Raw genomic sequence first — 19602 nt, forward strand, 5'->3', positions numbered from 1 at the left:
CGAGGGCAATCGGCGTGCATGATCAGTCCCGAGCACCGCACCCGGCCGATCCATCGCGGGCGCCGCTTCGACCTGCGCTCCACGGCCGTGTTCTTCGCCCTCCTGGCGACCGTGCTCATCGCCCTGGGGCTGGCGGGCCGCGCGGCGGCGGATGCGCTGGAGCAGCGTCCCGTGTGGACCGGGGCCCTGCTGTCCGTGGGGTTGGCAGCGGCCGTCGGTCACGGACGTGGACGCCTCCGCAGACGCTCCGCGGCGAGGCTCGCCCGGCGGGCCGCCGAGGCGCTGGAGCGGGGCACGACGACGGCGCTGGAGGACCTGGAGCACACGGCCGTCCTCCCGCGGGACGGGTCGTCCGGCCCGCCGTCACCGCCCGGCGCCGCCGACGGCGTCCTCGCCCACGACGCCCTGAGCCCGGAGGAGTTCGAGCAGGCCGTGGCCGGCCTGCTCGAGCGTGACGGCTGCTCGCAGGTCGAGGTGGTCGGCGGGGCGGGAGACCTGGGCGCCGACGTGGTGGCGCTTGCGCCGGACGGCCGGCGGCTGGTCGTCCAGTGCAAGCGCTACGGCGAGGAGAACAAGGTCGGCTCACAGGACCTCCAGCGCTTCGGAGGCACCTGCTTCACCGTCCACGAGGCCGACCTCGCCGTCGTCGTCACCACCGGCGACTTCACGGCGCCTGCCCTGGAGTACGCCGGACAGTGCGGCATCGTGTGCGTGGACGGGCGGGCCCTGATCGCCTGGTGCGAGGGCAACGGCCCGACTCCATGGGCGGGTTGGGACCGCCGGGAGGAGTGAGCGGCCGTCAGCCGACGCGGTCCAGGCCGTCCAGTGCGGCAAGGACGTCGGCCGGCTCGGCGCGGACGGTGTGGTCGTGGTGCACGAACGCCCAGCGGATCACGCCCTCCCGGTCGATGACGTACGTCGCGGGCATGGGCAGCGTGCGCGGGTGGCCGGCGTTCGAGCGGGCCAGGTCGATGCCGAACTTCTCGTGCACGGCGGCGAGATCCTCCGGCATGTCGAAGGCGAGACCGTACTGCTTGGCCGTGTCGCAGCCGACGTCGCTGAGCACGTCGAAGGCGAGCTGGTGCTTCTCCACGAGGGACAGGGACTCGTCGGGGATCTGCGGGGAGACGGCGACCAGCCGCGCGCCGCGGGCGATGACGGCGTCGTGGTGTTCCCGCAGGGAGCGCAGGGTGATGTTGCAGTACGGGCACCAGGAGCCGCGGTAGAAGGTCAGCACCACCGGTCCGCCGGAGAGGAGTTCGGTCAGCGAGACGGACAGCCCGGTGGCCGAGGGCAGCGTGAAGGCCGGGGCCTTGGCGCCCACGGTCAGGGCACGCTCCGCCTGCCTTGACTCGGCCAGTTCATCGACCCCGCGCTGGAGGATGGCACGGATCTCGGCGGGGATGTGCTCCTGACGGCTGTCGAAGAAGGCGCGCAGTTCGGCGTTGACGCTCACGGGTGTTCCCTCCGGGGGGACTTGGCGGCATGAACTTGGAACGACCGTTTCAAGATAGGTGGTGGAGCGCACTCCGAGTCAACGCCGGAGAGTTATCTTGGGACCGCCGTCCCGGAATGGCTCGACGCCGGCGCGGCGGCAGGACGGCGAGACCGATCGACGAGGCGGGATGGGCGCGGATGCCGGACACCAAGCACTTCGATCCGGACGCCGTCCTCGACACGGTGGTCCGGCTGTTCTGGCGCCGGGGCGTCGCCCGGACGGGAATCCAGGACGTCGTGAACGCGACCGGCCTCAACCGCTCCAGCCTGTACGCCACGTTCGGCGGCAAGCAGGAGCTGTACCTGGCGGCCCTGGAACGCTACGTCGCGCAGCGCTCCCGCCCGGTCCTCGCCCGGCTGGCGGCGGACGACCGCGGACTGCCCGCCGTCACGGAGTTCTTCACGAACCTCATCGAGTCCCGCTGCACCGGGGCGTACGCCCGCTGGGGCTGCATGATCTCCAACGCCCACGCGGGCGCCGAGAACACCGACCCCGCCCTGCGCGCCGTACTCGACCGCCAGCACGCGCACCTGCGCGACGCCCTGCACTCGGCCCTGCGCACGGCACAAGGGCTGCGCCAGCTCGCCGACGGAGTGGACCCGGCGTCCGCCGCCGAGTTCCTGGCCCTCCTCGCGCACGGCGTCAACATCCGCTCCCGCGCGGGAGTCGACGCACAGCAGCTGCACGCCACGGTCACGGCGGCCCTCGACGCGGTGACGGGCACGTCCGGGACGACCGCGACGCGCCCTCGGTCCTGACGCCGCACTGCCCGCCCGGCCCGCGGCGTTGACGCCGGGGCCGCGGTGCGGCGTCATCGCGGACACACCGCATCACGCACACACCGCGAGGCGGCGCTCCCGGTCGTATCCCTCGGACGGCGGACGTCGGACGGCGGAGGAAGACGCATGGCACAGCGCAGTGGCCCACGGCGGCGCAGGGCGGTCCTGGAGGACGAGTGGCGCCGCTGGGCGCCGCGGCGTTCGGCGGTTACAAGAAGTCGGGCATCGGCCGCGAGACCCACCGCATGATGCTGGACCACTACCAGCAGACGAAGAACATCCTCTGTTACTACAGCCCGCGGAAACTCGGCTTCTTCTGGAAGGTGAGGCCGGTTGTCCGGCCGCCTCGTCGTGTGCCGGGCGGCCGGACGTACAAGAGGAGTGGGGCCAGGATCGGCCTGGCCCCACTCCTCGGTGCGAACGGATCGCCGACTCGACGAAGGACCTTCGGACCCCGTCGTTGGCAGGGGCTCCCGTCAGGCGCGGGTCCAGCGCTGGTTGCTGCCGTTCGAGCAGGTGTAGAGCTGGATCAGGGTGCCGTTGGCGGTTCCGGCCCCGACGGCGTCGAGGCAGAGGCCGGACTGGACGCCGACGATCGATCCGTCGGAGTTGAGGCGCCATTTCTGGTTGTCGCCGCCCCAGCAGCTGTAGATCTGGACCTTGGCGCCGTTGCCGGTGCCGGCGGCGTCCAGGCACTTGTTGCCGTAGACCCTCAGCTCGCCGGCGGTGGTGTGCGTCCACTGCTGGTTGGTGCCGCTGTGGCAGTCCCACAGCTGGACCTGGGTGCCGTCGGTGGTACTGGCGCTGGGCACGTCGAGGCAGCGGCCCGAAGCGACGCCCTTGATCTGTCCGCCACCCGGCGGGGGGTCCGTGGGAGGTGTGGAGCCGCCGTTGAGTGCGTTGAGCACCGCGGTGTAGGCGGGCTTCTTGCTGCCGTCGTTGTTGAACAGCAGCGGCGTGTCCCCCGATCGCCAGGAGTCCATGTCGCGCACGCCCCAGACGGTGATGCCGAGGCAACGCGGGACGGCCAGGCAGTCGTTGACCACGTTGGCGTAGGTCGTGGCCGAGGCGCCCTGGATGTCGAGTTCGGTGACGGCCACGTCGACGCCGAGAGCGGCGAAGTTCTGCAGGGTGGTGCGGAAGTTCGCGTTGTAGGGGCTGCCGCTGTTGAAGTGCGCCTGGAAGCCGACGCAGTCGATCGGCACGCCGCGCTGCTTGAAGTCCCGCACCATGGCGTACATGGCCTGGGTCTTGGCCCAGGTCCAGTTCTCCACGTTGTAGTCGTTGTAGCAGAGCTTGGCGGCCGGGTCGGCGGCGCGCGCGGTCCGGAAGGCGACCTCGATCCAGTCGTTGCCCGTGCGCTGCAGGTTGGAGTCGCGCCGGGCTCCTGAAGAGCCGTCGGCGAACGCCTCGTTCACGACGTCCCACTGGGCGATCTTGCCCTTGTAGTGGGCCATCACGCCGTTGATGTGGTCGATCATCGCCTGGCGCAGCGCGCTGCCGCTCAGGTTCGCCATCCAGCCGGGCTGCTGGGAGTGCCAGGCCAGGGTGTGGCCGCGCACCTGCTTGCCGTTCTGCACCGCCCAGTTGTAAACGCGGTCGGCGGCGGTGAAGTTGAACTGGCCACGCTGCGGTTCGGTGGCGTCGATCTTCATCTCGTTCTCGGCCGTGACCGAGTTGAACTCACGGTTGGCGATCGTCGTGTACGCCGAGTCGCCCAGCTTGCCCGAGGCGATGGCGGTGCCGAAGTAGCGGCCGCTCTGCGCCGCCGCGGCGCCGAGCGTGGTCTCGGCGGCGTGTGCGGCCGGCGGCGCGGTCAGTGCGGCGGCCGTGCCGACGGCGCCGACCACCAACGTCATCAGCAGGCCGCGGATCCTCCGGCCGATAGCGGCTCTGGGAAGGGCATAGGAGCCCATGGGCTGTGCCTCCAAAATAATCACAGAAGGACTGAAGCGCAGGGTGATGCGTCGTCCGCTCCCGTTGGACAGTCGGACGGGGCGGGCCGGGAACCGGCTGTGCGTGGACCTGCCGTGGCAGTGCAGCTCACCCAAGACCCTCGTTCGACATATCGAACTTTGGCCGGTCTCCCAGACAGGATGATTGAGGCGTTGACGATGAACCGTCAATACTGCTCGCAGAAAAATTTACGACCGCCACTCGAAATTTTCGGAAGCCGAAGCAGGCGTGCTGCGTGGGCAGTTCTGCTGCAGGCCTTGACCGAACGGCTCAGTCGTTCCTAGCTTGTGCCCTCGACGCCTCCGAGACCCCTTCGAAACGTTTCGGGGCCGTCCCCTGCCCCCGGCCGCCCGCTGCGTGGTTCGGACCGGGTCACCTCACTCACGCCTGCCCCCAAAGGAGTGCCCTCTGATGCGGTTCCGCCGACCGTCCCCGATCCGCCTGAAACGCTTACTCGCCGCCCTCGCTCCCTTGCTGCTCGCCGCCACCTTCCTCGGCGCCCAGCCGGCCGCCGCGGCGACCGTGGACCCCAACGCCTCGTACGTGCTGGTCAACCGCAACAGCGGCAAGGCGCTGGACGTCTACAACATGGCCACCAACGACGGCGCCCGCATCACCCAGTGGACCAGGAACGACCAGGCACAGCAGCAGTGGCAGTTCGTCGACGCCGGGGGCGGTTACTACCGCATCAAGTCCCGCCACTCGGGCAAGGTGCTGGACGTGCACAACTGGTCCACCGCGAACGGCGGCTCGATCGTCCAGTGGACCGACCTGAACGCCGCCAACCAGCAGTGGCGGCTGGCCGACAGCTCGGACGGCTACGTGAGGCTCGTCTCGCGCCACAGCAACAAGGCCCTCGAAGTGCAGGGCGCCTCAACCGCCGACAACGCCAACATCGTCCAGTACGACGACTGGGGCGGCGCCAACCAGCAGTGGCAGCTCGTCAAGGTCGGCGCCGGCAATCCCGGCACGTGCGATCTGCCGTCGAGCTACCGCTGGTCGTCGACGGGTGCGCTGGCACAGCCCAGGCCGGGATGGGTCTCGCTCAAGGACTTCACCGTCGCCCCGTACAACGGCAGGCAGCTGGTCTACGCGACGACGCACGACACGGGGACGAGTTGGGGTTCGATGAACTTCAGCCCGTTCACCAACTGGTCGGAGATGGCCTCGGCGAGCCAGAACGCGATGTCGTCCTCCACCGTCGCGCCCACGCTCTTCCACTTCGCGCCGAAGAACGTCTGGGTGCTCGCCTACCAGTGGGGCAGGACCGCCTTCTCCTACCGGACGTCGAGCGACCCCACCAACCCGAACGGCTGGTCGGCCGAGCAGCCGCTGTTCTCCGGGACCATCACCGGCTCCGGCACCGGGCCCATCGACCAGACGCTCATCGCGGACGGGACGAACATGTACCTGTTCTTCGCGGGTGACAACGGCAAGATCTACCGGGCCAGCATGCCGATCGGGAACTTCCCGGGCAGCTTCGGCACGACCTCGACCGTGGTCATGAGCGATACGACGAACAACCTGTTCGAAGCCCCGCAGGTCTACAAGCTGCAGGGCCAGAACCGGTACCTCATGATCGTCGAGGCGATCGGCTCGCAGGGCCGCTACTTCCGCTCGTTCACGGCCACCAGCCTGAACGGCTCGTGGACGCCCCAGGCCGCGACCGAGAGCAATCCCTTCGCCGGCAAGGCCAACAGCGGCGCCACCTGGACCAACGACATCAGCCACGGCGAACTGCTCCGCACCAGCGCCGATCAGACCATGACCGTCGACCCCTGCAATCTGCAGTTGCTGTACCAGGGGCGCAGCCCCAGCTCCGGCGGCGACTACGGCCTGCTGCCCTACCGTCCGGGTCTGCTGACACTGCAGCGCTGACGGCAGACGCCCTCTCCTCGGGCACGGCCGCCCACAGCCCACCGCGGGCCGTGGGCGGCCGCACTCCCACCAGTTCTCGTACCGCGCCTCCCCGAGGCCCGGACGCCGCCCGGGTTACGACACCGTCACGCCGCCGTAGCCGGCCAGGTCGATGTCACCAGTGCCGGCACCGGTCCGGTCCGGCACCCGGCGGTCAGGGCTCGTCCCGGACGGCGCCACCGGCCCCGCCGTGCGCGTCCGCCCGATCCGGCTCGTTTCGGCGCCGGTGACGCCGTGTCGCCGCCATCGCGCCGAGCAGCGCGCCGACGGCCAGGACGGCCGACCCGCGCAGCCAGACCTGCCCCTCGATCCGCGTGGCGAGCAGGACGCACGAGGCGGCGCCCAGCACCGGCAGCACGGTCGGAGCCCGGAAGTGCGCCGACGTGCCGGGGTCGCGGCGCAGGACCAGCACGGCGACGTTGACCATGAAGAAGACCACGAGCAGCAGCAGGACCAGGGTGGACGCCAGAGCGGTGACGCTGCCGGTCAGCGCGAGGAACATGGCCGGCGCCGTGGTGGCGGCGATGGCCGCCCACGGCGTACGACGGCCGGGCAGTACCTTGGCCAGCGGCGAGGGCAGCAGTCCGTCGCGGGCCATGCCGAAGGCGAGCCGGGAGGCCATGATGCCGGTCAGCAGGGCGCCGTTGGCGACCGCGACGAGCGCGATGGCGCTGAAGAGGAGCGGGGGCACGCCGCCCGCCTCCCTGACGACTTCCAGCAGCGGCCCGCTGGACGCGGCGAGCCGGTCCGTCGGCACGGCCGCCGAGGCGGCGACGCCCACCATGACGTAGACGGCGCCGGCGGTGGCCAGGGCGCCGAACAGGGCACGGGGGTAGGAGCGGCGCGGGTCGCGGGTCTCCTCGACGACGTTCACGGACGTCTCGAAGCCGACGAAGGAGTAGTACGCGAGGACAGACCCGCTGAGGATCGCGGCGGCCGCCCCGTGCTCCGCGGTGCCCAGCCGCGTCAGGCGCCCGGCGTCGCCCTCGCCTCGCAGGAGCAGCCATGCGCCCAGGGCGACGACGACGAGCAGCCCGCCGACCTCGACGACGGTGGCGACGACGTTCGCGCGCATCGACTCCTTGATGCCGCGTGCGTTCAGCAGGGCGATCAGGGCGAGGAAGACGACGGCGACCAGACCGACGGGCAGGGACACGAAGGCCGACAGGTAGTCGCCGCCGAACCCGCGGGCCAGGGCGGCGACCGAGACCACGCCGGCGGCGAGCATGCAGAAGCCCGCGAGGAACCCGGCGAACGGCCCGAAGGCCCGCGTGGCGTAGTGGGCGGCCCCTCCGGCCCGCCGGTACTTGGTGGCCAGCTCCGCGTACGAGGCGGCGGTCAGCATCGCCAGCAGCAGGGCGACGACCAGTGGCGCCCACACCGCTCCGCCCGCGTCGGCGGCGACCTGGCCCACCAGGACGTACACCCCGGCGCCCAGGACGTCACCGAGGATGAAGAAGTACAGAAGCGGCGTGGTCAGGGCCTTCTTGAGCGCCGGGCCGCCCGGGGCGGTCGCCGGTCGCTGATCTCTCACTGCTGGCATACCGACCCGTATCCCCCGCGACGCGTCCCTCACGCCCAGGGATCGGCCCATCGGCCCAGCGCGGCCGTCCGTCGTCCCGGACGAGGCGGTGCGGGACACCGGGACGCGGGGGCGCGGCGGGAAGCGGGCCCCGGCCCGGTGTGCGGGCCGGGGCACCGGACGGTCAGGCCGTGGAGCAGGCGGAACCGTTCAGGGTGAACGCGGTGGGGCTGGAGTTCGTGGCGCCCCGGGAGGCGGTGAAGCCGAGGGTGACGGAACCCGCCGCGGGCACGGACGCGGTGTACGGGGCCGAGGTCACCGTGACCTCCGCGCCGCTCTGTACGGCCGTACCGCCCCACAGGTTGCTGACGCGCTGACCGTCGGCGAAGGTCCAGCGCAGCGTCCAGCCGTTGATCGCCGACGTACCGGTGTTGCGCAGCACGATCTCGCCCTGGAAACCGCCGGGCCACTGGCTCGTGACCTTGTAGCCGACGGTGCACGCGGCCGTGGAACCGCCCGGGGAGGTGGTCACCGCCACGGTGCCGGAGCGCTGCGAGCGGTTGCCGGCGGCGTCGCGGGCGTACACGGCGAACGTGTACGAGGTGGCCGGGGTGAGCCCGGTGACGGTGGTGGAGGTGCCCGTCGTACTGGTGACGGCCGTCTCCTCCGCGCCGGCGACACGGACCACGTCGTAGCCGGTGACGCCGACCGCGTCGGTGGAGGCGGACCAGGACAGGGTGACGGACGAGGAGGTCACCGCCGACGCCGCGGGGGTTCCCGGAGCGGTCGGTGCGACGGTGTCGCCGGAGGAGGAGTAGACGGCGGCCTCCTTGGCCGTGGCGGCGATGCCGTTCGGGCCGTTGAAGAGCCGCTGCCCCCACGGAGTGAGCTGGTTCGGGTCGAAGTTCGTGACCATGTCCAGGTACTCGACCCCGCCGCCGTTGCCGCTCCAGGACCAGCCGAGGTAGCCGAGGTCGAGCTGCCGCGTCACCGCCAGGATCGCGTCCTCGTCGGGGTTGCCGTCCGAGTGGTCGTGCCCGAACTCGCCGACCACGATGGGGAGTTTCGCGGTGACGAAACGGTTGAGGTAGTCGCCGACCTCGGCGGCGGTGTCGAAGACTCCGTACATGTGGATGGAGAAGACCGTGTTGCGGTCCGGGTCGGCCGCGAACACCGAGGCGGCGTTGTCGCGCATGGTGAAGGACCAGTCCTGGCCCCAGTTGGGGGCGTCCACCATGATCGTGTGCTGGAAGCCCGCGCCGCGCAGCTTCTGGATGGCCGCCTTGGTGTCGGCCGTCCAGTTCGTGTAGTTGGTGTTGCCGTACGGCTCGTTGCCGATGTTGACGATGACGTACTTCTCCTGGCCCAGCAGGGCGTTCTGCACGCTGATCCAGTAGTCGGCGGCGCGCGACAGCGTGACGGCCCCGCTCTGCTCGCCGTAGCCCGTGGTGTCGTGCACCTCCAGGACGCAGATCAGGCGGGTCCGCTTGCACTCGGCGACGACGTTGGCCACGTCCGTGGTGTCGTTGCGGGTCCAGCGGTCACCGCTGGAGAGGACCACGCGGACGGTGTTGGCTCCCTTGGCCTTGATGTGGGAGAGGGAGCTGAACCGGTCCGGATACCAGGTGTGCGCGTGGTTGACGCCGCGCATCACGAAGTCGTTCCCGGACGCCTCCAGCAGGCGGCCGTTCTCGACGCGGAAGCCGGTGGGCGCCGCGTGGGCCGGGGTGCCCAGGGCGAGCAGGGACAGGAGCAGCCCCGCCATGGCGGCCAGGACGGTGGCCAGGCGAGGGGCGGTTGCGGTGGAAGATCTCATGGCGGCTCCACAAGAGGGATGACGGTGACGGGACGAGGGATGAGGTGAAGGGCTGTCAGGAGACGGCAGCCCTGGCCGTGCAGCCGACGGTCGCCGACGGGACGCCGGCCGTGTCGGAGGTGGTGGCGATGTAGCCGAAGGTGGCGCTCGCTCCGGGTGCGAGCGTGCCGTTCCATGCCAGGTTGGTGACCGTGGCGGTGCCGTCGGCGGCGGTGGTGAGGCTGCCGTTCCAGACCTGGGTGAGCCGTGCGCCGCCCGACGGCACGACGGTGGCGGTCCAGCCGGAGACGGCCGAGGCGGAGGTGTTGCTCACCGTCACCTCGCCCTGGTGTCCGCCCCGCCAGACGGAGACGGCCCGGAACGTCGCGGTGCAGGTGGGCTCGCTGCCGCCCGGACCGCCGGGCCCACCCGGCACCCCCGCGTCGAGCGTCGCGGCGAGGGCCGGGTACCAGCGGGCGGCGATCTTGTCGTCGCCGGACGCGTTGGGGTGGACGCCGTCGTAGGTGTCGGCTGCCGTGCTGAAGCCGGTCCACTGGTCGACGACGGTCACCGGGGAGCGGCTGGTGCTCGTCGCCCGCGCCCAGTCGGGGATGCGCGCGTTCAGGGCGACGACGCGCTGGGCGCACTCCGCGCAGGTGCTGGGGTTCATCGGGATGATCTGCGCGACGAGGACCCTCATGTCCGGGTTGGCGGCCCGCATCTGCTCGACCAGCTTGGTGTAGGCGGCGAGGATGCGGTCCGGCGGGATGTTGCTCCAGACGTCGTTCGTGCCGAAGTGCATGACAACGATGTCCGGCTGCGTCGACGCGAGCCGCGCGGGGAGCAGGTTCCGGTCGGCCGTGTTGGTCACCAGCTCGCCGCCGTGGCCCTCGTTGTCCCCGTCGTGCGCCTGACCGCAGCCCTGGGGACCGAGGGTGCCGACGAAGTCGATGTCCGTGTACCCGGCGCTCAGCAGCCGGTTCCACAGCACCGCCCGCCAGCAACCGGGCGAGCCGGTGATCGAGTCGCCCAGCGGCATGACGCGCACCGGGTCCGCGGTCGCCCCGACCATGGGTGCGGCTGCGGCGCTCGGGGCGAGGAGCATCCCCAGGGAGAGGACCAGGGCGGCCAGGAGACCGAGGAGAGGAAGGGCTGGCGGACTCGACGAACGGGGTCTGTTCATGGCGGTCCCTTCTTCGTGTGGGGATGGGAGCGGCATGGGAGCGCTCCCACAAGAACCATCAACCCATCATTGTCATTTACCCGTCAACCCTGCTGCGGCAGACCGGCGTTCCGGTGTCCCGGGCGGCGAGTGAAAACACCCCCGGCGGTCCGCGTGCGCCGCGCCGTGCGCACCTCTCCGGCCGCACGCCTCGTCCCGCGCCCCGTCGAGCGGGCGCCGGACCCCGCCGCCGTCGGGACCGCGCGGGGAAGGATTCACCGGGGGGCGGGCTGCGCGCTCCATTCCCGGATCAGGGACCGCGCCGCCACAAGGGTCTCCCTCTTGTCGAAGCGGTCCGTCCGCCAGGTCGCCGAGTGCAGGTCACCGCGGTCCCGGTAGGCGCGCATGATGCGCACGTGGTCGTGACGGGCCACGAAGGCGTGCAGGTGCCGCTCGTCGCGCCATACGGAGACCGAGCCCGACCGGGGGCGCAGCAGACCGGGGACGCTCCACAGCCAGAGCCCGACCGCCCCCTCGACGTCGCCCCAGCTCCGGCGCAGGGCGGCGCCGCGGGCGTTGACACCGAAGGAGGTCCAGGGGCGGTGCGGGACGAAGTCCGTGACGCTCACGACGGCCGTGCCGCCCGGTTCGTCGTCCGGAGCGGCACGGTCCGCCGGTCCGGGCTTCCACGGGGCGAACCAGATGGCGGCCGGCATGGCGTCTCCTCGCGGGCAGGTACAGCGGATGGATGGTCGAAGCGGGCGGTCAGGACCGTTGAAAACTGCACGGTCGTTCGTGCTAATATATCAGGCCCCTGATGCCTACCGAGGAGCTCGAGCATGAAACCCACCGAGGCCGTCGCGAGCACCGTCCTCAATACCGCCGCCCTGGTGTCGGGACGGCTGGCGGGCAAGGGCGCGTTCACCCTGTTCCACATGCCGCTCGCACGCAGCGGGCTGCGGTCCGCCGAGCGCGAGCTGTTCGAGAAGGCCGAGGTCGACCGCGTGGACGTCGGCGGCGGCAAGCACGCGGTGACCTACCGCTGGGGCGACGGCAGCCGCCCCGTGCTGCTGGTCCACGGCTGGCAGTCGCGCGCCTCCCGGCTGTCCGCCTTCGTCCCGGGTCTGCTCGACCGCGGCCACAGCGTCATCGCCTTCGACGCGCCGGGGCACGGTGACGCGAACGGCCGCGGCACCACGATCCTGGAGTACCGCGACATCGTCTCCGCGCTGCACGACCGGTACGGCGCCTTCGAGTGCCTGATCGCGCACTCCCTCGGGGTGCTGGGGTCGTTCTACGGGCTCAAGCACGGGGTGACGGCGCGGAAGATCGTGACCATCAGCGGCGTCTGCGACTTCGACTACCTGGTCGAGGAGTTCTGCACCGAGCTCAAGGTGCGCGACCGGCTCAAGGCGCGGCTGCACGACGAGATCCGGACGAACCTCTTCCCCGACCTGCCTCCCGCCGAGGTGCCCTTCTCCATCACGGACGTCACGGGGATCGTGCGCTCGCCGATGCTGGTGATCCACGACGAGGACGACACCCGGATCCGGGTGACGCAGGGCCGCCGGCTGGCCGGGGCCTTCGGCGACCGGGCGCGGCTGGTCGTCACGAACGGCCTCGGTCACCGCCGGATCCTCGGCGACCCGGAGGTCGTACGGACCGTGCTGGACTTCATCGCCCAGGACCCGCGCCCGGCCGACGGGGCGGACCCCCGCGCGGTCGCGCTGGACTGAGTCGTTCCGGTTTCGCGCACGCTAACCGCACGAACGTCCGCTCATTGGTTATGATTGCTGTCGCCTCAACGGAACCGAGAAGTCCGGTGCCAGGAGAGTAGGTGCACATGGGCGTGGCAGGGACGCAGGCCGACGGCCGGATCGCGCGCGGCAACCAGACCCGGCAGATGATCCTCAGACGTGCGGTGGACATCGCCTCCGTGGAGGGCCTGGCGGCGCTGTCCATGGGACAACTGGCGAGCGACCTCAAACTGAGCAAGAGCGGCGTGTTCGCGCTGTTCGGCTCCAAGGAGGACCTCCAGCTCGCCACCATCCGCACGGCGATCACCGTGTATCTGGAGCATGTGGTCCAGCCGGCCCGTGACCTGCCCGCGGGCATCGGCCGGCTGTGGCGCCTGTGCACGGGGTGGCTCGCATACTCCCGCGAGCGGGTCTTCCCCGGCGGCTGCTTCTTCTACTCGGTCTCCGCCGAGTACGACGCCCGCGAGGGCAAGGTCCACGACACGCTCGCCTCGGCGCGCGCCAACTGGGTCTCGTACATGGAGCAGACCGCGCGCGAGGCCCAGCTGGCGGGCGAGCTGGCGGCCGACGCGGACGTCCCGCAGCTCGTCTTCGAGCTGGTGGCGCTGCTGGAGATGGCGAACGCCGAGTCCGTCCTGCACAACGACTTCACGTGCTACGACAAAGCGGCCACCGCCGTGCTCAACCGCCTGCGCGCGGTGGCCACCGACCCGGCGCTGCTGCCCGACGCCCCCTGACGCGCCGCACCGCACGCCCTGGACCGTGCGGCGGCGGCCCGTTCACCCGAGCGGGCCGCCGGGCCGCCGTCACGCGCCGATCGCGTGCACACCGCCGTCCACGTGCACGATCTCCCCCGTCGTCCGGGGGAACCAGTCGGAGAGCAGGGCGGCGACGGCGCGGGCCGCCGGTTCCGGGTCGGAGACGTCCCAGCCGAGGGGGGCCCGGGTCTCCCAGACCTCCCGGAACGTCTCGAACCCGGGGATGTGCCTGGCCGCCATCGTCTTCACCGGCCCCGCGGCCACCAGGTTGCAGCGGATGCCGCGCGGCCCGAGGTCGCGGGCGACGTAGCGGGAGGTGGCCTCGAGCGCCGCCTTGGCCACGCCCATCCAGTCGTACGCCGGCCAGGCCGTGCTCGCGTCGAAGTCGAGACCCACGATCGCTCCGCCGCGCTCCTCCATGAGCGGCAGGCACGCCACGGCGAGCGCCTTGAGGGAGTACGCCGAGACCTCGACGGCGGTCGCGACGGAGCCCCAGCCGGTGGCCAGGAAGTTGCCGCCCAGGGCGTCCTGCGGGGCGAAGGCGATGGAGTGCACGACGCCGTCGAGGCGCGCCTGCGCCCCCACCTGCTCCCGGATCCGGTCGGCGAGGCTCTCCAGGTGCGCCCGGTCCTGGACGTCGAGCTCGACGAGCGGGGCCGGGCGCGGCAGCCGCCTGGCGACGCGCTCGACGAGGCCGAGCCTGCCGTATCCGGTGAGGACCACCTCGGCGCCCTGTTCCTGGGCGATCCGGGCGGTGTGGAAGGCGATCGAGGACTCCATGAGGACGCCGGTGACCAGAACGCGCTTGCCCGCGAGAAGGCCGCTCATCGTGCCGCCACCTCGCTCCTGCGCTCGGCGGGGGCGGCGGCGCGGGCTCGGACGTCGGCGCGGGCCGTCGGGGCCTGGGCATCGGCGGGGCCGGGGGCTCGTGCGACGGCTGGGTCGGGGGCTTCGCCGGCGGCCGGGTCCTCGCCCGTGACGAACCGGGCGATCTCGTCGACGACCCGGGGGGCTCCGAGGATCAGCCGGTGCCCGAGCCTGCGGGTGACGACCAGGCGCGCCCGTCCGCCGAGGGCCCCGGCGATGCGCTCCGCCTGCTCCGCGCCCACCGCCTCGTCGTTCTCGTCGTGGACGACGAGGAGCGGGACGGGCAGACGCGAGGCGAGGTGGAGGACGGAGAAGCGGGTCCACATGTCCTCGCCGGGGTAGAGGTCCCGCTCCAGACGGTGGCGCAGCTCGTTCTCCCGGTGCGGCTCCAGTCCCAGGTGGGCGCAGAACGAGTCGACCAGATAGCCGAAGTCGGGCACGGAGCTGATCGCCACCATCCGTTCGCCGCGCACCCCCCCGGACAACGACAGGAGGGAGGCCAGCACGCCGAAGGAGTGGCCCACCACGGCCACGAAGTCCCCGTGCGAGCGGTGCAGTCGGTCGATGACGGCGCGGTACTCGAGGAGGGTCGTGGTGTCGCCCTCGGACTCGCCGTGTCCCGGCGCGTCGAAGGACACCGGGCTGTGGCCGAGTTCGACGAGCCGGGTGACGAGCTTGGCGTAGCGCGAAGCGCGCGACTCCCAGCCGTGCACGAGCAGCACCGGGCGCTCGCCGTCGCCCCAGGAATACGTGACGACCGTCCTGCCGTCGACGTCCAGCTCGCCGGTGCGCGCGCTGTCGATGACCGCCCGCTCGTCGGGGCGGGGCCTGCTGCGCCCCTGGGGCCGCCGGAAGAGGTCGAACAACCGCTCCCCCTCGGCACTCCGGACCGGGTCCACGGCCTCCGTCGCGGGATCCATGGCAGTGCCTCCAGATCGTTTCGGAGCGAGATACTAGCACGATCGTTCGCTCATATTTAGGAGCAGTCTTGCGTACGGGTCTAGAAAAGTAAACGCACGGTCGTGCTAATGTGCGAAGGTCAGCACTCCCGCTTGGAGGACGCCATGACGCTCTCGCACCCCGCTCCCCGCCCCCCTCGGACCGCGGCGGACCGGCAGCCCGGCCCGAACCAGTGGTTCAAGGACCATCTGAACGCGGTGATCGACGCCGAACTCCTGAAGGACTGGCCCCCGCAGCCGGCCGGCGCGGCGCGGCCCGGGAAGGAGGACCGGCCATGACCGACGTGGAAGGCAGAAGCGGCGCCGGGCCCGGGATGCGCCTCGGCGTCGCGGTCGCCTCCGGCATGCTCAAGGGCGTCTACGGCCACGGCGTGCTGTCCGCCTTCGAGGAGCGCGGCCTGCGCGCCGACGTGTACGGCACGGCCTCGTCCTCGGGGCTCTCCGGCGGCCTCGCCGCGACGGGCCGGGCCCGAGGGGTCGGCGTGGACTACTGGCTGGGCGCCGCCGCGGCCTCCGTCGACAAGGGCATGAGCACCGTCGTCCTCGACAGCATCGCGGAGTACGGCCCCGGCCTGCGCGAAGGACTGTTCCGGCCCGGCGCCCCGGAGTTCCTGCTGGCCACCAGCAAGGTCACCGACGCTGCCGCCGCCGAGACCACACAGGGTCCCGGCGCGAAGGCCCTGGGCCGGCAGCTGTTGCGCGACGTCTTCACCGGGAACCGCGACTGGGTGGAGCGCAACCTCGCCCCCGTCGTCTTCTCCACGCACGCCGAGCCCGGCGACGGCCGGCCGCGCCTGACTCCGGAGAACTACGACGCCGTCGCCTACGCCTCGACGCGCATGCTGCACGCCTGGTCGGTCCCCGCCGAGGTCGACGGAGAGGCGTACGTGGACGCCTCGTACACCTGCTCCTGCCCGGCGCGTGAGGTCGCCGCCCGGGGCGTGGACGTGCTGATCGCGATCGGCTCCGACCCGTTCCCGCTCTTCCGCGACCTCTACGCCTCCGAGGAGATCGTCGACGGCTCCGGGCTGGACGGGGCCCGGGTCCTCGTCGTCAAGCCGGACCGGGATCTCAAGGAGCTGGGCGTGGACTACGCCGCGGCGACCGCCGAGGGGCTCGCCGAGGCGTACGGGACCGGTCTCGCCGCCGGGCACCGCTTCGTGGACGGACACCCCGAGCTGGCCGGCGCGCACGGTGCCCGACGGGAGGGCGTCGCATGACCCACGTCGTCACCGAGCAGTGCGTGCACTGCAAGTACGCCGAGTGCGTCACCTACTGTCCGGTCGCCTGCTTCCGCGAGGCCGGCGCGTTCCTCGTGATCGACCCCGAGGAGTGCATCGACTGCGGCAACTGCGTGGAGGCCTGCCCGGCCGACGCGATCTACCCGGAGGACGAGCTGCCGCCCGAGCTGGCGCCGGCTCTCGAGTGGAACGCCCGGCTCGCTCCCCGGCTGCCCCTGGCCACGACGGACGTGGTGCCGCTCGCCGGCCCGGACGAGTGGCTCGGACGGCCGGACAAGTGGCACACGCTCCCGGAGGAGGAGGCTCCCCGCGCCACCTGCTCCTGACCGGGGCCCGCACCTGCTCCCGCTCCGGGACCTCCTGCCGACGCTCGCGGTGCGGCGGCCCCGAACCCCGGCGGCCCGTTCCGCCCACCACGAAGGGGGCGGCCGAGTTCCGGCCGCCCCCTTCGCCGTGCCCGCCGGCCGCCCCGGCTCAGGCCGCGGCGGCCTCCCGTTTCGCGCGCGCCGCCCTGATGCCCTCGCGGCGGTCGGTGAAGGAGGTCGCCTTCTCGTCCAGCTGGGCGACGAACCGGGCGAGTTCCTCCCGTGCCGCCTCCCCCGGCGCGCCGAGGCCGTCCCGCTCGAAGACCCGCAGCTTGCGCAGGACGGGCATGACGACGCTGTCGTGGTGGAGGCGCAGGTCGTAGATGCCGGCGATGGCGATCTCCGCCGACTTGCGGCCGAAGTCCCTGATCGTGGAGCCCGGCATCTCGAACCCGACGACGACGTCCCGGACCGCCCGCATGGCCGTGTCGGGCGCGAGTTCGAACGCGGCCTCGACCAGGTTGCGGTAGAAGACCATGTGCAGGTTCTCGTCCGCGGCGATCCGCGCGAGCAGCGCGTCACAGCGCGGATCCGTGCTCGCCTGCCCGGTGTTGCGGTGCGAGATGCGCGTGGCCAGCTCCTGGAACGCGGCGTACGCGATGGCGTGCAGCGCGCTGAAGCCGTCGGGGCGGTCGTAGCCGCCCGACATGTGCGTCATCCGGGCTCGTTCCAGGGCCCTGGGGTCGACGGCCCGGGTGACCAGGAGGTAGTCGCGCAGGGCGGTGCCGTGCCTGGCCTCCTCCGCGGTCCAGCGGTCGACCCAGGTGCCCCACGCGCCGTCCTTGCCGAACTCGGCCACCGCGAAGTGGTAGCCGGGCAGGTTGTCCTCGGTCAGGAGATTGACCACCAGGGACGTGCGGGCCACTTCGGGCAGCGTGGCCTCCTCGTCGCTCCACGGCTGCCCGTCGAGCGGGCCGTCGAACGTACGGCCCTCGCTCCACGGGATGTACTCGTGCGGGAACCACTCCTTGGCGACGGCCAGGTGACGGTGGAGGTTGCTCTCCACCACCGGTTGCAGTTCCGCGAGCAGGGAGTGCTCGGCTCGCGCGACCGTGCGGTCGGATCGATCGATGGGGGGCATCGTGCTCTCTTCTTCACACTGTCGCGGGAGCCGTCGACCCCCGCCGGGCCTGACGGTCACGTGTTCGGCGCGAACCGGGACCGGATCGCGGGCGCCGTGACGGCGGCCGCCACGGCCCCGATGCCGCAGGCGAGGAACACCTGGAGATAGCCCTCGTCGTCGAGGACGTCGAACCGCGCGAGGATCGCGGCGAGGACGGCGATGCCGAGGGCGCCGCCGATCTGCCGGGTCGTCATGAGCAGACCCGTGCCGGAGGCGAAGCGCTGCGGCGGCAGCGAGGCCGTGGCCGCGTTGGAGATCGCGGTCAGGGCCGCGCCGATGCCGATGCCGGCGACGATGCCGAGGGGCAGCCAGACCGCCGCGTACTGCTTCTCCGGGCCGAGGAGGAGGTACATCGCGACACACGAGGCGCCGAAGAGAGCGGAACCGATGGCGACGGCGGCCCACTGGGCGGCCGGACCGACCCGGCGCCCCACGATCGTCGCCCCGATCGCGGCGGCGAAGGCGCCCGGCGTCACCGCGAGACCGGCCTTCAGCTCGGAGTAGCCCCACACCGCGTTGAGGAACAGCAGGGAGCTGAGCAGATAGGAGTACATCGCCGCGCCGAAGAGCACCGAGGTCGCGTTGGTGGCCGCGAAGGCACGGCTGCGCCACAGGTCGAGTTCGAGGGCGGGCGCGGCGTGCCGCCGGGAGAGCAGCAGGGCCAGCCCGAGCACCAGGACGCCGCCGATCAGCAGGCCGAGCACGCGTCCGCTGCCCCAGCCCCACTCGGTGCCCTGGGTCACGCCGAAGACGACTCCGCCGACGCCCAGCGCCAGGGCGAGGGTGCCGACGGGGTCGGGCAGTCTGCGCCCGCTCGGCGCGTCGGTGGTGAGCCTGGCCGCTCCGGCCAGGATGGCGAGCCCGATCGGCAGGTTGATCAGGAAGACGCTGCGCCAGCCCCAGACGTCCACCAGCAGTCCGCCGAGGCTCGGGCCCACGGCGGCGGCCATGCTGCCGACCGCGCCCCAGACGCCGACGGCCACCTGCCGGCGGGCCGGGGGCGTGTGCTGGAGCACCAGTCCGAGCGCCGAGGGGATGAGTCCCGCGGCTCCCACTCCCTGCAGCGCACGGGCGGCGATCAGCATCGGCACGCCCGCCGCGAGCCCGCTCAGCAGTGAGGCCACGATGAACACGGCCGTGGACCACAGGAACAGCTTCTTGCGGCCGATGACGTCGGCGACCCGGCCGGCCACGGCGAGCAGCGCCGCGAAGACGACGGTGTACGAGGTGACGACCCAGGTCAGCTGGGACAGCGAGGCGTCGGGGAAGTTGACGCGCAGGTCCGCGAAGGCGATGTTCACGACCGTGGTGTCGAGCACCGCAAGGAAGGTGGCGCCCGAGGCGACGAGGAGGGCGAGCTTGGCCGTGGCCGCGGCGGACTGCTGCGCCTGCCCGGCGTCCTCCGGCTGCTTGGTTCTGGCCGGACCGGTGTCCGACGAGTGGGGTGAGGCGGTCGTCATGCGAGGTGGTCCCTTCGTCTGATGCGCCGCCGTCGCCCGTCCGCAGCGGCCGCACCCGCCCCGTAAAACTAAACGATCGTGCGTTCAGTTAAAAGAGGGGCCCGACCGATTAGGGCACGGGGAAGCCGTCCGTCCTCCCGGCGGGCGCCCTCTCGCCCGGCGCCGTGCGGCGGCTCGAGGACGTCCGCAAGCAGGACCGGACGCGTTTCGCCGCGCCTGTCACGAATCATCCACATCGCTGCGTCCGGCTTCCCTCGGCATATGCGCCGGACGCCCCCTGCGGGAATTGGCCGGAAAGCACTCCCGGTTGCGGGTGCCGACCCGGGACCGGCGCGATCCGAAGCGCGCGCCGCCGGCGGGCGGGGGCGCGGAGGGCGGGGCGACGGGGACCGGTGCGGCCGCGGTCGCCCGCCGCCGCCGTGGACCGGACCGACGGCGCACCG

The 19602-nt window shown here is 71.9% G+C and carries 18 protein-coding genes and 1 pseudogene; 9 read left to right on the plus strand and 10 right to left on the minus strand.

Features of this window, described 5'->3' with window-relative positions:
• Window positions 1–18: 18 nt before the first annotated feature.
• A complete protein-coding gene (locus ABZY13_RS23150) occupies window positions 19–792 on the plus strand; it encodes a restriction endonuclease (RefSeq protein ID WP_356633697.1) in 774 nt (257 codons plus the stop codon).
• A 7-nt stretch (window positions 793–799) separates the two neighbouring features.
• Here ABZY13_RS23150 and ABZY13_RS23155 read toward each other — a convergent pair whose 3' ends face one another.
• Complete coding sequence (locus ABZY13_RS23155) at window positions 800–1456, minus strand: peroxiredoxin-like family protein (RefSeq protein WP_356633699.1); 657 nt, start codon at window positions 1454–1456, stop codon at window positions 800–802.
• A 179-nt stretch (window positions 1457–1635) separates the two neighbouring features.
• Between ABZY13_RS23155 and ABZY13_RS23160 the strand changes: the two genes are divergently transcribed.
• Both ABZY13_RS23160 and ABZY13_RS23165 read left to right on the plus strand, forming a co-directional pair.
• Window positions 1636–2256, plus strand: coding sequence for a TetR/AcrR family transcriptional regulator (locus tag ABZY13_RS23160; protein WP_356633701.1), 621 nt, complete (start codon window positions 1636–1638; stop codon window positions 2254–2256).
• A 215-nt stretch (window positions 2257–2471) separates the two neighbouring features.
• Window positions 2472–2594 (plus strand): annotated as a pseudogene (locus ABZY13_RS23165) (aldehyde dehydrogenase family protein); the annotation flags it as partial.
• Window positions 2595–2753: 159 nt separating this feature from the next.
• Here the strand turns inward: ABZY13_RS23165 and ABZY13_RS23170 are convergent.
• A complete protein-coding gene (locus tag ABZY13_RS23170) occupies window positions 2754–4193 on the minus strand; it encodes an endo-1,4-beta-xylanase (RefSeq protein WP_356633703.1) in 1440 nt (479 codons plus the stop codon).
• A 451-nt stretch (window positions 4194–4644) separates the two neighbouring features.
• On the opposite strand from ABZY13_RS23170, the gene ABZY13_RS23175 reads away from it, so the two are divergent.
• On the plus strand, window positions 4645–6111 hold the full coding sequence (locus ABZY13_RS23175; RefSeq protein WP_356633705.1) for a non-reducing end alpha-L-arabinofuranosidase family hydrolase: 1467 nt from the start codon (window positions 4645–4647) through the stop codon (window positions 6109–6111).
• Between the two features lie 193 nt (window positions 6112–6304).
• On the opposite strand, the gene ABZY13_RS23180 is transcribed toward ABZY13_RS23175, so the two are convergent.
• The 4 genes from ABZY13_RS23180 to ABZY13_RS23195 form a co-directional block, all read right to left on the minus strand.
• A complete protein-coding gene (locus tag ABZY13_RS23180; RefSeq protein ID WP_356633707.1) occupies window positions 6305–7693 on the minus strand; it encodes an APC family permease in 1389 nt (462 codons plus the stop codon).
• Between the two features lie 163 nt (window positions 7694–7856).
• A complete protein-coding gene (locus ABZY13_RS23185; protein WP_356633709.1) occupies window positions 7857–9488 on the minus strand; it encodes a cellulase family glycosylhydrolase in 1632 nt (543 codons plus the stop codon).
• A 55-nt stretch (window positions 9489–9543) separates the two neighbouring features.
• Window positions 9544–10650 (minus strand): GDSL-type esterase/lipase family protein, encoded by a 1107-nt coding sequence (locus ABZY13_RS23190; RefSeq protein WP_356633711.1) that lies wholly within the window; start codon window positions 10648–10650, stop codon window positions 9544–9546.
• Between the two features lie 254 nt (window positions 10651–10904).
• Window positions 10905–11345, minus strand: coding sequence for a hypothetical protein (locus ABZY13_RS23195; RefSeq protein WP_356633713.1), 441 nt, complete (start codon window positions 11343–11345; stop codon window positions 10905–10907).
• Between the two features lie 123 nt (window positions 11346–11468).
• Between ABZY13_RS23195 and ABZY13_RS23200 the strand changes: the two genes are divergently transcribed.
• On the plus strand, window positions 11469–12365 hold the full coding sequence (locus ABZY13_RS23200; protein ID WP_356633715.1) for an alpha/beta hydrolase: 897 nt from the start codon (window positions 11469–11471) through the stop codon (window positions 12363–12365).
• 113 nt (window positions 12366–12478) lie between these two features.
• Window positions 12479–13123: a TetR/AcrR family transcriptional regulator gene (locus ABZY13_RS23205; protein ID WP_356633717.1), complete on the plus strand. Its 645-nt coding sequence runs from the start codon at window positions 12479–12481 to the stop codon at window positions 13121–13123.
• A gap of 69 nt (window positions 13124–13192) precedes the next feature.
• Here the strand turns inward: ABZY13_RS23205 and fabI are convergent, their stop codons facing one another.
• Both fabI and ABZY13_RS23215 read right to left on the minus strand, forming a co-directional pair.
• Window positions 13193–13972 carry an enoyl-ACP reductase FabI gene (gene fabI / locus ABZY13_RS23210; protein ID WP_356633719.1) on the minus strand — a complete coding sequence of 260 codons (780 nt, stop codon included), beginning with the start codon at window positions 13970–13972 and terminating at the stop codon, window positions 13193–13195.
• Window positions 13969–14931 (minus strand): alpha/beta hydrolase, encoded by a 963-nt coding sequence (locus tag ABZY13_RS23215; RefSeq protein ID WP_356633721.1) that lies wholly within the window; start codon window positions 14929–14931, stop codon window positions 13969–13971. Before ABZY13_RS23215 ends, fabI begins: the two co-directional genes overlap by 4 nt.
• 144 nt (window positions 14932–15075) lie before the next feature.
• Between ABZY13_RS23215 and ABZY13_RS23220 the strand changes: the two genes are divergently transcribed.
• From ABZY13_RS23220 to ABZY13_RS23230, 3 genes are read left to right on the plus strand one after another with little or no spacing between them, the layout of a single operon-like run.
• Window positions 15076–15249 carry a hypothetical protein gene (locus ABZY13_RS23220; protein ID WP_356633723.1) on the plus strand — a complete coding sequence of 58 codons (174 nt, stop codon included), beginning with the start codon at window positions 15076–15078 and terminating at the stop codon, window positions 15247–15249.
• Window positions 15246–16190 (plus strand): hypothetical protein, encoded by a 945-nt coding sequence (locus ABZY13_RS23225; RefSeq protein ID WP_356633725.1) that lies wholly within the window; start codon window positions 15246–15248, stop codon window positions 16188–16190. The genes ABZY13_RS23220 and ABZY13_RS23225 overlap by 4 nt, the downstream gene beginning before the upstream one ends.
• A complete protein-coding gene (locus ABZY13_RS23230) occupies window positions 16187–16537 on the plus strand; it encodes a 4Fe-4S dicluster domain-containing protein (RefSeq protein WP_356633727.1) in 351 nt (116 codons plus the stop codon). The genes ABZY13_RS23225 and ABZY13_RS23230 overlap by 4 nt, the downstream gene beginning before the upstream one ends.
• 148 nt (window positions 16538–16685) lie before the next feature.
• On the opposite strand, the gene ABZY13_RS23235 is transcribed toward ABZY13_RS23230, so the two are convergent.
• The gene (locus ABZY13_RS23235) at window positions 16686–17657 is read right to left on the minus strand and encodes an acyl-ACP desaturase (RefSeq protein ID WP_356633729.1); all 972 of its coding nucleotides are present in this window, start codon (window positions 17655–17657) and stop codon (window positions 16686–16688) included.
• Window positions 17658–17713: 56 nt separating this feature from the next.
• The gene (locus ABZY13_RS23240) at window positions 17714–19159 is read right to left on the minus strand and encodes a DHA2 family efflux MFS transporter permease subunit (protein WP_356633731.1); all 1446 of its coding nucleotides are present in this window, start codon (window positions 19157–19159) and stop codon (window positions 17714–17716) included.
• Between the last annotated feature and the right edge of the window lie 443 nt (window positions 19160–19602).

This window comes from Streptomyces sp. NPDC006610, assembly GCF_040611575.1.
In the GTDB taxonomy this organism is placed as follows: Bacteria; Actinomycetota; Actinomycetes; order Streptomycetales; family Streptomycetaceae; genus Streptomyces.

Bases quoted from the DNA above. Each gene is read 5' to 3' on its own strand.
- ABZY13_RS23220 (WP_356633723.1), top strand. From the start codon at position 15,076: ATGACGCTCTCGCACCCCGCTCCCCGCCCCCCTCGGACCGCGGCGGAC.
- ABZY13_RS23190 (WP_356633711.1), bottom strand. From the start codon at position 10,650: ATGAACAGACCCCGTTCGTCGAGTCCGCCAGCCCTTCCTCTCCTCGGT.
- ABZY13_RS23230 (WP_356633727.1), top strand. From the start codon at position 16,187: ATGACCCACGTCGTCACCGAGCAGTGCGTGCACTGCAAGTACGCCGAG.
- ABZY13_RS23215 (WP_356633721.1), bottom strand. From the start codon at position 14,931: ATGGATCCCGCGACGGAGGCCGTGGACCCGGTCCGGAGTGCCGAGGGG.
- ABZY13_RS23180 (WP_356633707.1), bottom strand. From the start codon at position 7,693: ATGCCAGCAGTGAGAGATCAGCGACCGGCGACCGCCCCGGGCGGCCCG.
- ABZY13_RS23240 (WP_356633731.1), bottom strand. From the start codon at position 19,159: ATGACGACCGCCTCACCCCACTCGTCGGACACCGGTCCGGCCAGAACC.
- ABZY13_RS23225 (WP_356633725.1), top strand. From the start codon at position 15,246: ATGACCGACGTGGAAGGCAGAAGCGGCGCCGGGCCCGGGATGCGCCTC.
- ABZY13_RS23170 (WP_356633703.1), bottom strand. From the start codon at position 4,193: ATGGGCTCCTATGCCCTTCCCAGAGCCGCTATCGGCCGGAGGATCCGC.
- ABZY13_RS23195 (WP_356633713.1), bottom strand. From the start codon at position 11,345: ATGCCGGCCGCCATCTGGTTCGCCCCGTGGAAGCCCGGACCGGCGGAC.
- fabI (WP_356633719.1), bottom strand. From the start codon at position 13,972: ATGAGCGGCCTTCTCGCGGGCAAGCGCGTTCTGGTCACCGGCGTCCTC.
- ABZY13_RS23175 (WP_356633705.1), top strand. From the start codon at position 4,645: ATGCGGTTCCGCCGACCGTCCCCGATCCGCCTGAAACGCTTACTCGCC.
- ABZY13_RS23200 (WP_356633715.1), top strand. From the start codon at position 11,469: ATGAAACCCACCGAGGCCGTCGCGAGCACCGTCCTCAATACCGCCGCC.
- ABZY13_RS23235 (WP_356633729.1), bottom strand. From the start codon at position 17,657: ATGCCCCCCATCGATCGATCCGACCGCACGGTCGCGCGAGCCGAGCAC.
- ABZY13_RS23150 (WP_356633697.1), top strand. From the start codon at position 19: ATGATCAGTCCCGAGCACCGCACCCGGCCGATCCATCGCGGGCGCCGC.
- ABZY13_RS23185 (WP_356633709.1), bottom strand. From the start codon at position 9,488: ATGAGATCTTCCACCGCAACCGCCCCTCGCCTGGCCACCGTCCTGGCC.
- ABZY13_RS23160 (WP_356633701.1), top strand. From the start codon at position 1,636: ATGCCGGACACCAAGCACTTCGATCCGGACGCCGTCCTCGACACGGTG.